The following is a 14,175-nucleotide window of genomic DNA, read 5'->3' as shown; positions in this document are numbered from 1 at the left end:
GTGACGGTGCGGGAGGTGACTCCAGATGAAAATCCATACCGAGGGTCCTCGGCACTCCGTCGCCACCGGCACGGGACTCTCGCCGCCGCGCGTGGGCGCCGCCGACGCCGGACTGCTCCTGCTACGGCTGACCGTCGGGCTGATCATGGCAGGTCATGGCGCCCAGAAACTGTTCGGCATGTTCGGTGGGGCGGGTCTCGACGCCACGGGGAAGGGGTTCGCGGCCCTCGGGTACGAACCCGGCGTCTTCTTCGCCGGGCTGACAGGCGTCTCCGAGTTCCTGGGCGGCCTGGGACTGGCCCTCGGTCTGCTCACCCCGCTCGCCTCGGCGGCGGTGTTCGGCGTCATGGTCAACGCCATGGTCGTGGGCGCCGACCACGGCCTGTGGGCCGACAGGGGCGGCATCGAATTCCCCATGACCCTCGCTGTCGTCGCGCTCACCGTCGCCGCCGTGGGCCCCGGCAGCCTCGCGCTGGACCGCTTCTTCCCCTGGCGGGACGGCGGCTGGGGCCCTGCGCTCTTCGCACTGCTGGCCGGCGGTATCGGAGCGATCATCGTGCTGATGCTGTAGGCGGTTCGGCTACGGCGAACCCCGGAGGGCACCGCCCGGCCCTGCGCCCACCGCCGCCGGTTGCCCGGTCGAGCGGTCAGATAGGCCGTGCCCGGCTGCCGTGCCCGGAGGCGGCACCCAGTGGCCGCCCCGGGGACGCTGCCGCCCGGTAGGCCGCGGTCAGCCGGGGGGCCGTGCCCGTGAGGCCACCGGTCAGCGGCAGGTGGTCGGCCTCCGCCAACGGTTTCGCCACCGCGGCGGTGATGTCCTGGCCGATCCGGTGCTGGGTGACCTAGCGGGCTTGACGGCGATGGCGCGGCCCGCCTCCGTCTCGTACCGCAGGACCACGCCGGTACGGCGTGGATATTGGTCTTTGGCGGGACGGTTGCGTCCCGGTCATGCTCCACGACGAGGACGACGACTGCTTCGGGCTGTGGATGTTCCAGGACAGTGCGCTGGTCGAGGTGTCGATCCCCCGCACGCAGCGGGTCCATGTCCCGCCGCCGCGCGTGGGGCGACAGCCCGCGGCCTGGGTCCCTGTGGCGGACGGACCGGACGCCGGGGCGCTGCCCGCGCACTCCCCCGAGCACGAGCAGGACCCGCGACTGTCGTGGTAGGCAGCCTGGACTGAGCGACATGACGCCGGTTCTTCAGACCGGTACCGCACAATCCGGCCTCGCGACTGCGGCCACTTTCTCGGGCACTTCTGCCCGCAAGCATGCCCCTCGTATGGTGAGCCGTCACTTGTCTCCGGCCAGAGGGGAACTGATGGTGCGCAGAACGAGGCTCATCCGACATGCCGCAGCGTTCGCGGCGACCCTGCTGCTCTCCGCCGGGCTCGCCCCGGCAGCATCCGCCGACAGCCCCCCGCCCGAGCCGAACCCGGTCGCCGTCCAGCTCAACGCCTACTGGACCAAGGCCCGGATGACGTCCGCACGGCCCGGCGACACCGGCCAACGCTCCGAGACGGGGCTGACGAACCGGGTCGCCTCCCCCACAGCGGACGGCCCTCGGCCGGGCGAGTACATCCCGCCCAGCAAGAGCTTCGACGGCATGCCCCAGGCCGGCACCTTCTTCTGGACCGACGCCACCGGCACCGGGCGCACCTGCAGCGGCTCCGTGGTGCGTAGCCCGGGCCGCGATCTGGTGCTCAGCGCCGGGCACTGTCTGAAGGGCTACTCCGGCACTTCCCCCAAGCGCGATCTGGGCTTCGTGCCGCAGTATCACGACGGCTTCAAGCCCTTCGGCATCTTCCCGATCAGAAACAACGGCGTCTACGTTCCGCAGCAGTACTACGACCTGGGCGAGCACGCGGGGGCCGCGTACGACTTCGCCTTCGCCGTCACAGAGCCCAACCAGGACGGGACTCGGCTCCAGGATGCGGTCGGTGGTGTGCGGCTGCTCACCGGGACGGGTTACTACCACGCGCCGGTGCGGATGATCGGGTATCCGGCGAGGGCGCAGAAGCCGCTGGAGTGCTGGAGCTGGACCAGCAAGTGGGCCAGCGATGACGCGGCCGACCCGGGTACTTTCCCGCGCATCGCCTGCGACGCCTTCGTGGGCGGGACCAGCGGCGGGCCGATGCTGGTGCCGTGGCCGGGCGGCTGGGCGGTGATCGGGGTCATCGGCGGCTACCATACCGGCGGGAACACCCCCCAGGTCTCGTACAGCGCCTACTTCGGCGCCGTCACCCAGGCCCTCTACCGCGCCGCGATCAGCGGCGCCCCGCCCGCGGGCCCAACTTCCTGAGCCACAGCGGCAAAGCCTCATGACCGCATTACCGCTCCGGCCGCCGCTGTGGCGAGCAGCGCCGACTCACTCTGATCGCGTCAGCAGGCGTCGTCGCCACCGCTGTCGTACGCCACAACGGACCGACGGCGGCGACGCGAAGGGCGACGGATCAGGGAGAGGCTGCCGGAGCGGGGGCGCCCGGCGTGCTGTCGCTTTGCGCCTGCCGGGCGGACAAGGGAGTGGCAATGGCTTCGAGGGACTTGCGCTCCGCGGCCACGGCGAAGAAAACAGCCACCAGACCGGCCAGGACCATCAGCGACGCACCGACGCAGAACGCCAGCACTGCGTCGCCCACGACCCCGCTCGCCGTCAGATCGGCGAACAGCAGCGGCCCGGAGATGCCGCCCGCCGCCGTGCCGATGGCGTAGAAGAACGCGATCGACATGGCTCGGGTCTCCATCGGGAAGATCTCGCTGACGGTCAGATACGCCGAACTCGCGCCGGCCGAGGCGAAGAAGAGCACGACCGCCCAGCACACCGTCATCGTCGTGGCGTTGAGCCAGCCGTTGCTGAAGAACCACGCCGTGACGAACAGCAGAAGCCCCGAGAGGATGTAAGTGCCCGCGATCATCGGCCTGCGGCCGATGGTGTCGAAGAACCGGCCCAGCAGCAGCGGGCCCAGGAAGTTGCCGAAGGCGATGGCCGCGAAGAAGTAGCCGGTCGAGCCGCTGGAGACGTCGAAGAACTTCACCAGGATCGATCCGAAGCCGAAGGTGATCGCGTTGTACAGGAACGCCTGCCCGATGAAGAGCGCGAAGCCGAGCACCGCCCGCTTGGGATAGGAGCGGAACAATGTCCTGGCGATCTCGACGAATCCGGTGCTGCGCCGCTGCTCGATGGTGATGGCTCCCTCGGGTTCGGGCAACGCCCGGCCCGTCTCCGCCTCGATCTGCCGCTCCACTCCGTCGACGAGCTGCTCCGCCCCCTGTGACCGCCCGTGGATGAACATCCACCGCGGGCTCTCCGGCACATGACGGCGCACCAGAAGAATGACAAGTCCGAGTACGACTCCGAGCGCGAAGGTCAGCCGCCATCCGACGTCCTTGGGAAAGATGTCGGTGTTCAGCGCCACCACCGAGAGCAGTGCGCCGCCCATGGCCCCGAGCCAGTAGCTGCCGTTGATGATGAGATCGACCCGGCCCCGGTATTTGCTCGGGATCAGCTCGTCGATGGCCGAGTTGATGGCCGCGTACTCGCCGCCGATGCCGAAGCCGGTGAGGAAGCGGAAGAGAAAGAACCACCAGACGGAGAAGGACACGGCGGTCAGCGCCGTCGCCGCGAGATAGACCGCGAGGGTGATCAGGAAGAGCCTCTTGCGGCCGTAGCGGTCGGTGAGGCGGCCGAAGAAGAGCGCGCCCGAGCAGGCGCCGGCCACGTAGAGTGCCGCGGCGACACCGGTGACCTGCGCATCCGTGATGGGCAGGCCGCTGCCGTCCTCCGAGAGCCGGGCGGCGATGTTGCCGACTACGGTCACTTCCAGACCGTCCAGGATCCAGACGGTGCCCAGACCGATCACGATCATCCAGTGCCATCGGGACCAGGGGAGTCGGTCAAGTCGCGCGGGAACCTTGGTGGTTATGCTCCCGGTCGTCGACTCCGCAGCCTGACTCATGGCCTGCCTCCTTGTTCTGTCGACGCCCTCGCCTGTGCGCCGGGCCCGCACCCGAGTACCCCCAGCTCAAAGCGTCAAACAGGGAGGTCGGCCCAACTCGGTGCGCGGGCGGGCGTCGTGCGGGAGCCGGCGTGCGGCAGGCAGCTAGCTGACACAGCGTCATATCGCGGGCCGGCCGCGCCTACTGTGAAGCTCGTGCGCGGCCCGCCGCTGCCGACTCACCGGTCGAGCCGTCCCATCGGCCGGCCGTGCCACGCGCGAGCGACAGCAGCACGCGGACAGGAGAGAAGGGCGCCCGGCTGCGGCAACCCGTGGTGCCGGTCGGCCGCCGAGTCGAGACCGCCGGCATACCTGATCCGACCGATGAGGCGGCAGCGGCGCTCGCCGGGACGGGCAGGAGCCCGGCGGGACCGGACGGCAGCCCGTCGGCGAGGAGCCTCCTGCGGTTCACGATGTCCGGTCGGCGGCCTCCCGGTCCTGTTGGCCGGCGAGCTGCCCCTGCACATACGGGTCGCTCGCGGGGTCGTAAGGCCCGTCGTGGTCCGCAAGGCTTTCCACGATGCGCTGCCATTCCGCTTCCTCGAATTCCCGTCGCTCACGCTGCTCGTCCGATGCGGAGCTCTCTTCCAGCGAGTGCTGTGCGGCTCTGAGTGCGGCTTTGGCCTCATGATGTGTCATCCCAGTGGCCTGTTCACGAACGGAAGACCACGCGGCTCTGGTCGCGGGGATCGGCTCGTCCATGTCTGATGTGTCCAGTTCGGGAAGGACACGGGAGTGAGAAGGCTTGGTCATGTTGGCCCCAGGGTTGTCGAGTTGCGGAGTGCAGGTCCGTCCGCAGACTGGCGAAGGTGTACGTAGTGGCTGTTGTCCGCCGACTCGGGTCACTATTCCTGTGACAAGGGTCCGGAGACGCCGTACGGCAGTTGAAGGCGTCATTCAACGTATGGCCGTGTTCTTCGGCGGGCCGAGGTGGCTCGTCAGCGCTGGATGCGTCCGGCAGCCTTCGGCTGCTCCGCGCAGCAGCCGGGTGGGGAAGCAGACAACCCTCCCAGAGGCGCGGCATGGCTCCGTCGCACACATCGGGCAGCGCGCAGTTCGGCTCGGGGGCGGGCCGATCGGCGATGGGCTCCGAGCGCACGTCACTCACCTGGCTCCCGGCCGGCCGGTGCCAGGACCAACTCCACCGCCTCGGCAAGGAGTGCGCCTTCTTGCGGCGTCCAGCAATCCGACCGCTGGACCGCAATTTCGGCGGCACGGAAGCGGCTCCGACACCGGCACGATCCGGTGCGCCTGCTGCGGCACCGGGTCGAAGGCGAAGCACCCCGCCGTCATGCGCTGCGGGCACTCCTCTGTGCCCCTGCGGCAATGCGTAGGGCACGGAGCATCATCCGGGGCCGTGGCGCCTCACGGACGGGGCCGGTCACCTCGGCATGGCACCGACGGCAGCGCCGCGGTCATCGTCTTCCGCCGGCCGTAGGTGGGAACAGACCGCGTGTGCAGTTGCCGCAGGAATTCGCATCCTGCGCAGGAGATCACGAGTCAGGCGCCGGTCGAGTGTGCTCCGCCATGCGACTCCGGGATACCGCGCTCGCAGATGCGACAGTGCCCTGGTCCCGAGCCCACTCCCGTGGAACTGGTCCTCCATGGCCACTCCAGTGATCACGCCCTGGGCACACTGCCCGCATACCTGGTACATCACCTGCCCGATCACCTTGCGGATGTGCACCAGCAGCAGGCACTGCCTCCCCTTCCCCTCTGGCGCGGGAGACTGCAGGAGCTCAATGGCGCGGTAAGCGAGGATTCTGCGATGCCGTCGCCCCCTGATCCGTCCAGAGCGCGCGTGCCTGCCGCGCCGGCGCTCTTTCGTCAAGGCCGGCTTCAAGCGCAGCCGACGCAGTGCGGTGGCGATGGGCAGTGCGGTGGTCATGGGCAGCGCATGGTGTCCCTGCATGCAGTGCGTCTGCCCCGTGACCCCCGACCAATGTCTCCCTCAATGACGTACGCAATGCGCGAGCCGCGAGCCGTACTCAGGCGCGGAAAGGTCAGAAAGCTACGTCCGGCGTTTCGGCGATCTGATCGACCAGCGCCCACACCGCCGGGTTGTCGATCACGCGACTGACATCGGTCATCCGAAACCTCTCGGGCCAGTGGGAGAGCACCGGTGCCGCGTTCCTTGTGAGCCCGATGAGTGGAACGCTCCACTTCAATGAGTCAGGCTGTACCCATGCGGTCGCCCTTCCGCTCAGCTCCTCAACCAGCAGCCGGCAGTCACAACCGGCTCCTCGTCACCGTCGCTCAGTGTGTGCCATTCGCGATCGCACTGCTCGTGGTGGCGATCGAGTTCTCGCCCGCACACTTTCTGTACACCGGCCCCCTCCTGACAGCGACGCCGGCGCTTGCCACGGTGACGATGGGCCCCAAAGGCACCCTCGCGGCAGCGTGTGTCGCCCTGGCCGTCAGCGTGACCACCGCCACCTACAACCAGGCGTGGGGCAGCCAGCAGGTTTACACCAACTTCCTGGCGATTCTCCTGGTATCCGCAGCCAGTGTCACAACCAGTAGCGTCATGCATACACGCAGGCAGAATGAACTCAACCAGGTACGCCGGATCGCAATAGCGGCACAACGAGTCATACTGCGGCCCGTGCCCGCCCGGCTGGGCCCTGTGCGGACGGCCAGCATGTACCTCGCGGCAGAGACCGGGGCGGAGATCGGCGGTGATCTGTACGAGGCTGTACAGACCCGGTACGGAGTCCGGATGATCGTCGGAGACGTCCGCGGCAAGGGGCTGCCTGCCGTGCGCTCGGCCGCGGCCGTGCTGGGCGCCTTCCGGGAGTCCGTGCACTACGAGGACGATCTGGCGGAGGTCATCAACCACTGCGCGGCTGCGCTGCGACGGGAGCGCGCCATGCCGCGGGGGATCGATCAGGAGGAGGATGCGCAGGATCAGGCGGAATCGTTCGTCACCGTGCTTGTGGCTCAGGTCCTCGACACGCACATGGTCGAGTTGGTCAACCGCGGCCATCCGCCGCCGCTGGTGCTGCACCAGGGCAGGGTTCAGGCCCTGATGCCCACCTCACCACTACCGCCCCTCGGTCTGGAAGACCTGATCACCGGTCCTACCGCCAAGGCCGAGAGTTATCCGTTCGCACCCGGCGACCATCTGCTGCTGCACACGGACGGCGTGATCGAAGCCCGCAATCGCGACAACGACTTCTTCGCCCTGCCCGAGGCCATGGAAGCGGTGCAGGCCCGCACCCCGTCCGAGTTCCTGGAGCAACTGCACCAGGAACTGATCCGCCACACTCAGGGCAACCTGGCGGACGATGTGGCGATGATCCTCGTTGACCGGGTCGACGAATAAACCGGCCAACAGGTCGGCGCAGTACAGCCTCTTGAGCGGCGGGGACGGGCGTGGTCATCCTAGGCGGGTGCCACCGCGAGCGGTGATGTGGGGCGGCGGGGTGATTCCCTCCTTGAGTACCGGATCAGGTTCCGGCTGTCCAAAAGAGGTCACCAGGGGCAGGACGCCGGCCCATACCCCCAGTTCGGCGTCGGGTCCGTCGCCGTCGTCCGGGCCGCCGGTGCGGATCTTGACGGAGGCTTCCTCCAGCGACAGGGCGAGCAGCACAGTGGCCGCCAGCTCCTTGCGGTCGGGCTGACGTGCGTAATCCCACTGGCCAGGAGCGGCGTGCTGGGTCAGACAGCGCAGACCGGCGAGTTTCGTCTCAGGGTCGGTGATGAGACGGGGCGTGCCGTAGATCATCGCGCTGCGGTAGTTGACGCCGTGCTCGAACACCGACCGGGCGAGGACGAGGCCGTCCATGTGCGTGACCGTGACGCACACCTTGGCGTTCGGCGCGGCGACGAGGCTCCTGCTGGCCACCGAGCCATGGAAGTACAGGTTCCGCCCGTCGGTTCCGTAGACGGTCGGGACGACCATGGGGTGCCCGTCGACGACCACACCGACGTGGCACAGGAAGCCGGCATCCAGGATCGCGTCGAGGGCTGCACGGTCGAGGCTCCCCTGCTCCCGCAGCCGGCGGTGACGCGTGCGGTCGGTCGCGGGCAATGTGGGCGGCAGTGGGTTCTGGTTCACGTGGCCTGTTCCAAGTAGCGGTTGAATGGGGCCTTTGGCGCGCGGTGGCGATGGGCGGTGCAGAGACGCGCACCGAGACGGGCGGGACCGGTGGAGAGGACCGGCCGACGGCGGGGAGCGTCATCCGGCACTGCGCAGCATGCGGTCACGGATCCCCTCCGGGCATTGCGCAAGGCCTGCCCAGGCAGTCCACCTCCACAACCGCATGCTACCGATACCGCAATAATTTCGCCACGTGTCAACGAAATTAGTTGTGCATGCCTGGTGATTCAACGAAATATCTCACGGAACCGTTACAGGGGTGTGCGAGGGCACTTGATCACCGGTGTGCGCGGAAGCGGACGCCCTCACATCGATCGCCTGCAGTCGCCGCCGACCGGCCCTGTGATCTCGCCCCATGCCAAGACACCAGGGCGTCGTCGTCCGCGCAGCCCAGGCACGCGAAGCCATCACCACCCGTTGGTAGCCGGAAATTCCTGAAGTCCGCACCCCTCAGCACCGGTTGGTCCACGGCGGTCGGCGGGATCGTGCGCCTGATGGGTCTTCTCGCCGTCCGGCGCAGGCGGGTGCCCGAAGCCATGGCGGGCCGTCCAGGACGGAGGAGCCTGGATGATCCTGGTACCAGCAGGGCGACCCTCCGCGAACCCGGATCCGCCAGAATGGAGCCATGAGCAACGCCGACCTGGGCAGCTGCCTGCGCGCCTGGCGGGACCGTCTGGCGCCCGCCGAAGTCGGCCTGCCGACCGGTCCGCGGCGGCGCGCGCCAGGGCTGCGCCGCCAGGAACTCGCCACCCTGGCCGGGCTGTCGGTTGAGTACCTGGCCCGGATCGAGCAGGGCCGCGCAGGACGGCCCTCAGCCTCGGTCCTCGGCCCCCTGGCGCGTGCCTTGCGGCTGAGCGAGGAGGAACGCGACCACCTCTACCGGCTGGCGGGACACTCCTCGCCGACGCCCGGGATCGCGCCCGCGCACGTCACGCCGGGGCTGCAGCGAATCATCGACCGGCTGAACGATGCCGCGGTGGTGGCGGTCGACCGCGGTTGGCACGTCGTCCTGGCCAACCCGCTGGCGATCACACTCCTCGGTGACGACGCCACGGGAGCGGACGGTGAACGCAACGTACTGCGCCGACACTTCACCGGGCTGCCCTCGCGAGTGATCCGTACACCCGCCGAAGCCGCGGCCTTCGAGGCGTACGCCGTCGCTGACCTGCGCGCGAGCCTCGGGCGGTTCCCCGACGACCCGCACTTGATCAGGCTCATCGACGAACTGCAGTCGGTCAGCCCGCGCTTCATGGAACTCTGGGCGCGGACCGACGTCGCGTCGAGCACCTCGCAACTCAAATCGGTCGAGCACCCCGAGGTAGGGCGGCTGACACTCAACTGCGATGTCCTGGAAGCCACCGGCTCGGCGCTCCGCCTGGTCGTCTACACGGCCGCGCCGGGCACACCCGACCACCAAGCCCTGGCACTCCTCTGCGCCGTCGGACCGCAGACGTTCGGGTGACTCCCCTTCGGGCGCCGGGACTTACCGCTCGGCGGCCGCCCGGTATGTGCACACGTGCACGCCCGTGCCGCTGGTGACAGCCGAGACCAGCTCACGATTTCAGCGTTTTCTCTGGGCGGGAAGGCGCCGTAGGGGCAGGGATAGCACTGGGCTCGCCTTACGGAAGTGGCGCCCCGCGGGCGGTGAGCCAGAGGTCGTACCACTCCTCGTGACTGAGCTGCGGCTCGCCCAGTGCGGCGTCGCGGCAGGCTCGGATGCGTTCTGGACGTGCCGTACCGATGACCGGTGCGATGCGGGCGGGGTGCCGTTGCAGCCACCACAGCAGGATCGTCTCGGGACTTGTGCCCTTGTCCTTGGCCAGCGCAGCGACGAGCCGCGCGGTCGCATGCTCGTCCGGTGTCTCCTGGCGACCGGTGAAGCGGCCCTGAGCGAGGGCACCCCACGCCTGGACGTGCACGTCGTTCGCGCGGCAGTACTCGAGCGTTCCGAGCGGAAACCCGATGGCCGCCGCCTGGTCCGTGTTCACCACGACGCCCGCCTCGACCCAGTCCCGTCGCCGCAAGCTCATCTCCAACTGGTTGACGACCAGCGGCAGATCCAGGGACTTCTGCAGGTGCGCGATCTGCGCGGCGCTCATGTTCGAGACGCCGAAGCGCCGCACGAGCCCCTGCCGGTGGAGCGAGGACAGTGCCGCAGCGACGTCGTCGGGGTCCGCCAACGGGTCCGGCCTGTGCAACAGCAGCGCATCGAGAACATCGATGCGCAGGCGGGCCAGGCTCTCCTCCACTCGCTGCACGATGGTGGTCCCGCGCAAGTCGTAAATGCCCGGCCGCCCACCGTCCGCGAGACGGATGCCGCACTTCGTCTGCACGACGATGCGCTCACGCAGTTCCGGTGCACGGTCCATGACCTCGCCGAACACCGCCTCGGCCTTGCCGTGCCGGTAGATGTCCGCGTGGTCGAAGACAGTGATGCCACTGTCCAGCGCCGCTTGCACAGCAGCCTCCGCAGCCGCGATGTCCCTGGCACCGTAAGGCTCTCGGTCCCAGCTGCCACCGAGCCCCATACACCCGTAGACCAGCCGGTCGGCTGCTGTCTTCTCCACCGTCGTCGTCACTGCGCCACCCTACGGCTGAACAGCCGGCTCGGGTCCACCCAGCGGCACGGAGTCGAGGACTGCGTTCACGAGCTGCTCGAGGCTGTGGAGACCGACGACGGCCTTCGCCGATGGCATTGCCGAAGCGCCGCTGCGGGACGGCCCACGCTGTCTCGGCAGCTGTGCGCTTCCCAGCTCGCCAGTACGTGCCGGGACATGAGCCGGGCACACTCAGAAGCACGGATCCGACCAGCGACGGCAGCGAGCCGGGAGTGGAGTACTAGGAGGACGCTGGAGTCTTCGGCGCGTTCAGGTCGCGGTTGATGATGCGGGAAGCGCCTTCGACGGTGGCGATGCCGTCGTTCATCGTGCGGTTGCCGTGGGAGAGCACGACGATCTCGTACTCGCGACCTCCGCCAGTGAACGCGCCGATGCTGTGCACCCGCCAGCCGTTGGTGGCACGCGGCAGCCAGCCGTTCTTCAGATGGACCGTCGCCGTGCCGGGCGCCCCGGCCGACACTCCCCACCGCTGGTCGGGGACGACTCGGTTCATCCGACCGAGGGCGTATGCGCGTGCGTTCCGGTCCAGGACCGGGTTGTCCGAGGAGAGCAGTCGCAGCAGTTTGAGCTCGTCACTCGCGGTGATCTGTGTGCGCCCCCACAAACCCTTCGGCCCCGCGACGGTGTCCTGCATTCCCGCCAGGGTCAGGAAGTGCTGGATGCCCTTGGGACCGATCTGTCGCCACAGAGTGGACGTCGCGTCGTTGTCCGATTTGGTGATCATGGCGGTGGTCAGGTCCACCTCATGCGGTGTGAGTTTGCGGTGCTCCTCCATGACCTGCCGCAAAAGGGCTCCGAGCACCGTGACTTTGACCACACTCGCCGAATCGAATGCCGCGTCGGCCCTGAACGCGCAGGAGGTCGCCGTGCGCCGGTCGTAGAGCGCGAGCGCGGAGGCCCCCTGGCGCCCGCGGAGTGCGCCTGCGATGTCCTTCGACAGTCGGTCCGCCAGCCCTGGCTGTCGCGAAGTGCACGTGACGTGCGCACCGCCGACCGTTGCGCCGGCGGTGCTCGCTTCGGCCGGCGCGGCCGTTGCGAGCGCAGCGAGCGTTGTCCCGGCAGCCAGGACCGTGGCCAGGCCCCGTCGCGCGCGGGTCGATATGTGCGTTCCGAGCATGAAAATTCCGTCCCGCTCCGTGTCTGCGATCACGTCGGCAGCCCGTCCGCGATCAGTTTTGGGAGTTCGACGCCCCGCAAGTACTGGCGGGCTTTGGCCGCCGTCTCGTCGCCCGACTGACGCCGCCCCGCGAGACTGGCGCCGCAGAGCACAAGAACGGGACGCGGCACAGGAGCCCGAGCTTGTTCACCGGCGGGCAGCCTGACGAGCGTCCCGGTCCTCGAATAACGGGACCCTAACAGGGGTGGAGGCGAGAACAACGCGAAGAAGATTCGTAATTGTCCGTTTTACGCCTTTTCTTCGTGTGTGATGCTTGTCAACCTACTTCGTATGGCAGGCTTCGCGCTTCTCCCACTCTCACCCCGCACGGCTTCAGGGCAACGCGGCACACCGGTCCCTGTAATGATCAGCCGATGAGTGATGACCAGCGCATACACCCGTCCAAGGTGGCCGGCGACCGCGCGTCGCTGATCGCGTTCCTCGATTACCAGCGCGCAACCCTCGCCATGAAGTGCCAGGGGCTGAGCGGCGAGCAACTGAAGCAGAAGGCGGTTCCGACCTCGGGCCTTTCCCTGCTGGGCCTCGTACGGCATGCGGCCGAGGTCGAGCGGAGCTGGTTCCGGATGGTGCTGAACGGCGAGGACTGCAAGGCCCTCTGGCCCAGGACCAACGGCGAGTTCTCCGAGTTCGATGTGGACGACGCCGACGCGGACGAGGCGTTCACGTTCTGGCGCGAGGCCTGCGAAGGCTCCCGCGCCGCCGCGGACGCCGTCGAGTCCCTCGACGACACAGTGGACTTCCGGGGCGAGGTCATCTCGCTCCGCTATGTCCTCACCCACATGATCGAGGAGTACGCGCGCCACAACGGCCACGCCGACCTGCTCCGCGAAGCGATCGACGGAGAGGTCGGCGAGTAGGACCCCGGGCGACCCGGCTCAGCGGCCCTCACCGAGTAAGCCGGTCGGAGCGAGCCGGAGCGGGTGAGCAGCAGCCCAGCAGTCGGTCAGGTGGAAAAGGACTCACTGCCGCTGCACCAAGGTAACGGCCTTTCAGGCGCCCTTGCGGGCGATGCGGCTCACGGCGGTGCCCACCCGGGTGTCGGGCGGGTTGTCCGAGCCGTCAAGGCCGAGTTCGTGCGCCAGCCTCTTCAGGTAGACGTCGACGGTGGACTCGACCAGTTCGGCATGCGCCGTCCCGACGCGTCGGCCGCGGCGCCAGGCCACGAGCCCGACCACGACGGCACCCACGGCCGCGGGCCACCAGAAGCAGCCGAGGACGGCATAGCAGCCGGCCCACACCGATCCGGCCACCGCTGCGTCGAAACGGGCCCGCGACGTGCGGAGTTCCGTTCTGACGTCGTCCGGCAGCACCAGCCACAGCCGCGTCCAGCATGAGGCGAGGTCGATGCCGTACTGGTGGTGCAGCCGGGTCTCGGTCGCGGCGAGGCAGTCCCCTGTGAAGGTGGGCCTGCGCGGCGGGGCGAGCGCGATGCTGTCGCGGCGGGCTGCGCGCCCGTCGAGGTCTTGCCGCAGTTGCGCTCCACGCCGGTGTGCCGGGGTTGCGCCGCGGAGCGCCGTGATCTCCGCGTGGATCTGTTCCCAGCGCCTGAGCCGTCGGGCCGTCAGCCAATCCGTCAACGGCCGTGCCAGGGACGGCCACTCGCCTGTCCAGATCAGCTCGGCGCCCCTGGCGCATGTCCGTACGAAGGTTCCTGCTGCCACGGAGGCAAGGACGACCGCTGCGACGGCGGCGATCTGCCCCACGGTGGACCACCGCGCTGCCTCCGTCGCCCAGTGGCCGATCCGCTCGAGCAGAGCGGACCGGTCGAGCGCGTCCCCTTGGCCGAGCACCGCGCCGGCGGCCGCAGCCGCGACGAAGATCAGTCCTGGAGCGGCCAGGGCGGAAATCCACTTCTCGGCCAGCTTCTGGCCGAGACTGTCGAGGAGCGGGGCCACCGGCTCACGCCTCGACGACGCGCAGCGGCCGGTCACGCAGCCAGCAGCGCCCCCCGGCCGGGAGCTCGCCCCCCGGCTGCCGCACCAGATTCAGGCTGCACCACCCATCGGGGCAGCGGTATGACTCGCCCGCGGCGTGCGGCATCGCGCCGGGGATCATGTCACCGGGTTCATCTCCGCGCACGGGGCCGAGCTCACTCAGCACATGCGCAGGAATGTCGAGCGACGCGACAGCCTGCAGCACGGGGGTCTCCGCGAGGACGGCGCGTACGGCGCTGTGGAGTTCGGCGAGAGTGCCCGCCGCCTCCATGTCCTCGATCAGCCAGGGCAACGCCGAGCAGAACCCTGCGCGTCTCACCCGATCGTCGTTCATCGATCCTCCTCGCTGTGT

Annotated in this window: 13 protein-coding genes; 6 read left to right on the top strand and 7 right to left on the bottom strand. The window is 68.8% G+C overall.

Annotated features, from left to right (window positions below):
* Positions 1-25: 25 nt before the first annotated feature.
* The 3 genes from ACWDZ6_RS16085 (at position 26) to ACWDZ6_RS16075 (ending at position 2,299) form a co-directional block, all read left to right on the top strand.
* Positions 26-571 (top strand): DoxX family protein, encoded by a 546-nt coding sequence (locus tag ACWDZ6_RS16085; protein WP_451503336.1) that lies wholly within the window; start codon positions 26-28, stop codon positions 569-571.
* Between the two features lie 377 nt (positions 572-948).
* Positions 949-1,167: a hypothetical protein gene (locus ACWDZ6_RS16080; protein WP_451503335.1), complete on the top strand. Its 219-nt coding sequence runs from the start codon at positions 949-951 to the stop codon at positions 1,165-1,167.
* A gap of 151 nt (positions 1,168-1,318) precedes the next feature.
* Positions 1,319-2,299, top strand: coding sequence for a trypsin-like serine peptidase (locus tag ACWDZ6_RS16075; RefSeq protein WP_451503334.1), 981 nt, complete (start codon positions 1,319-1,321; stop codon positions 2,297-2,299).
* 151 nt (positions 2,300-2,450) lie between these two features.
* Here ACWDZ6_RS16075 and ACWDZ6_RS16070 read toward each other — a convergent pair whose 3' ends face one another.
* Positions 2,451-3,953 carry an MFS transporter gene (locus tag ACWDZ6_RS16070; RefSeq protein WP_451503333.1) on the bottom strand — a complete coding sequence of 501 codons (1,503 nt, stop codon included), beginning with the start codon at positions 3,951-3,953 and terminating at the stop codon, positions 2,451-2,453.
* Between the two features lie 447 nt (positions 3,954-4,400).
* Entirely contained in the window at positions 4,401-4,694 is a 294-nt protein-coding gene (locus ACWDZ6_RS16065; protein WP_451503332.1) for a hypothetical protein, read from the bottom strand.
* Positions 4,695-6,255: 1,561 nt separating this feature from the next.
* Here ACWDZ6_RS16065 and ACWDZ6_RS16060 point away from each other — a divergent pair.
* A complete protein-coding gene (locus ACWDZ6_RS16060; RefSeq protein WP_451503331.1) occupies positions 6,256-7,317 on the top strand; it encodes a PP2C family protein-serine/threonine phosphatase in 1,062 nt (353 codons plus the stop codon).
* Positions 7,318-7,371: 54 nt separating this feature from the next.
* Here ACWDZ6_RS16060 and ACWDZ6_RS16055 read toward each other — a convergent pair whose 3' ends face one another.
* Positions 7,372-8,052: a pyridoxamine 5'-phosphate oxidase family protein gene (locus tag ACWDZ6_RS16055; RefSeq protein ID WP_451503330.1), complete on the bottom strand. Its 681-nt coding sequence runs from the start codon at positions 8,050-8,052 to the stop codon at positions 7,372-7,374.
* A 667-nt stretch (positions 8,053-8,719) separates the two neighbouring features.
* Between ACWDZ6_RS16055 and ACWDZ6_RS16050 the strand changes: the two genes are divergently transcribed.
* A complete protein-coding gene (locus tag ACWDZ6_RS16050) occupies positions 8,720-9,556 on the top strand; it encodes a helix-turn-helix transcriptional regulator (RefSeq protein ID WP_451503329.1) in 837 nt (278 codons plus the stop codon).
* Between the two features lie 157 nt (positions 9,557-9,713).
* Here ACWDZ6_RS16050 and ACWDZ6_RS16045 read toward each other — a convergent pair whose 3' ends face one another.
* Positions 9,714-10,673 (bottom strand): aldo/keto reductase, encoded by a 960-nt coding sequence (locus tag ACWDZ6_RS16045; RefSeq protein WP_451503328.1) that lies wholly within the window; start codon positions 10,671-10,673, stop codon positions 9,714-9,716.
* A 259-nt stretch (positions 10,674-10,932) separates the two neighbouring features.
* Entirely contained in the window at positions 10,933-11,862 is a 930-nt protein-coding gene (locus ACWDZ6_RS16040) for a serine hydrolase (protein ID WP_451503327.1), read from the bottom strand.
* Positions 11,863-12,242: 380 nt separating this feature from the next.
* Between ACWDZ6_RS16040 and ACWDZ6_RS16035 the strand changes: the two genes are divergently transcribed.
* Positions 12,243-12,746 (top strand): DinB family protein, encoded by a 504-nt coding sequence (locus tag ACWDZ6_RS16035; protein ID WP_451503326.1) that lies wholly within the window; start codon positions 12,243-12,245, stop codon positions 12,744-12,746.
* A 132-nt stretch (positions 12,747-12,878) separates the two neighbouring features.
* On the opposite strand, the gene ACWDZ6_RS16030 is transcribed toward ACWDZ6_RS16035, so the two are convergent.
* Together ACWDZ6_RS16030 and ACWDZ6_RS16025 are read right to left on the bottom strand one after the other, a co-directional pair.
* Positions 12,879-13,784: a hypothetical protein gene (locus ACWDZ6_RS16030; RefSeq protein ID WP_451503325.1), complete on the bottom strand. Its 906-nt coding sequence runs from the start codon at positions 13,782-13,784 to the stop codon at positions 12,879-12,881.
* A 4-nt stretch (positions 13,785-13,788) separates the two neighbouring features.
* Complete coding sequence (locus ACWDZ6_RS16025) at positions 13,789-14,157, bottom strand: hypothetical protein (RefSeq protein ID WP_451503324.1); 369 nt, start codon at positions 14,155-14,157, stop codon at positions 13,789-13,791.
* Positions 14,158-14,175 lie beyond the last annotated feature (18 nt).

The organism is Streptomyces sp. NPDC002926 (assembly GCF_053591755.1).
The sequence above is the reverse complement of the archived record's forward strand: the minus strand, read 5'-3'. Positions and strand labels throughout refer to the sequence as shown.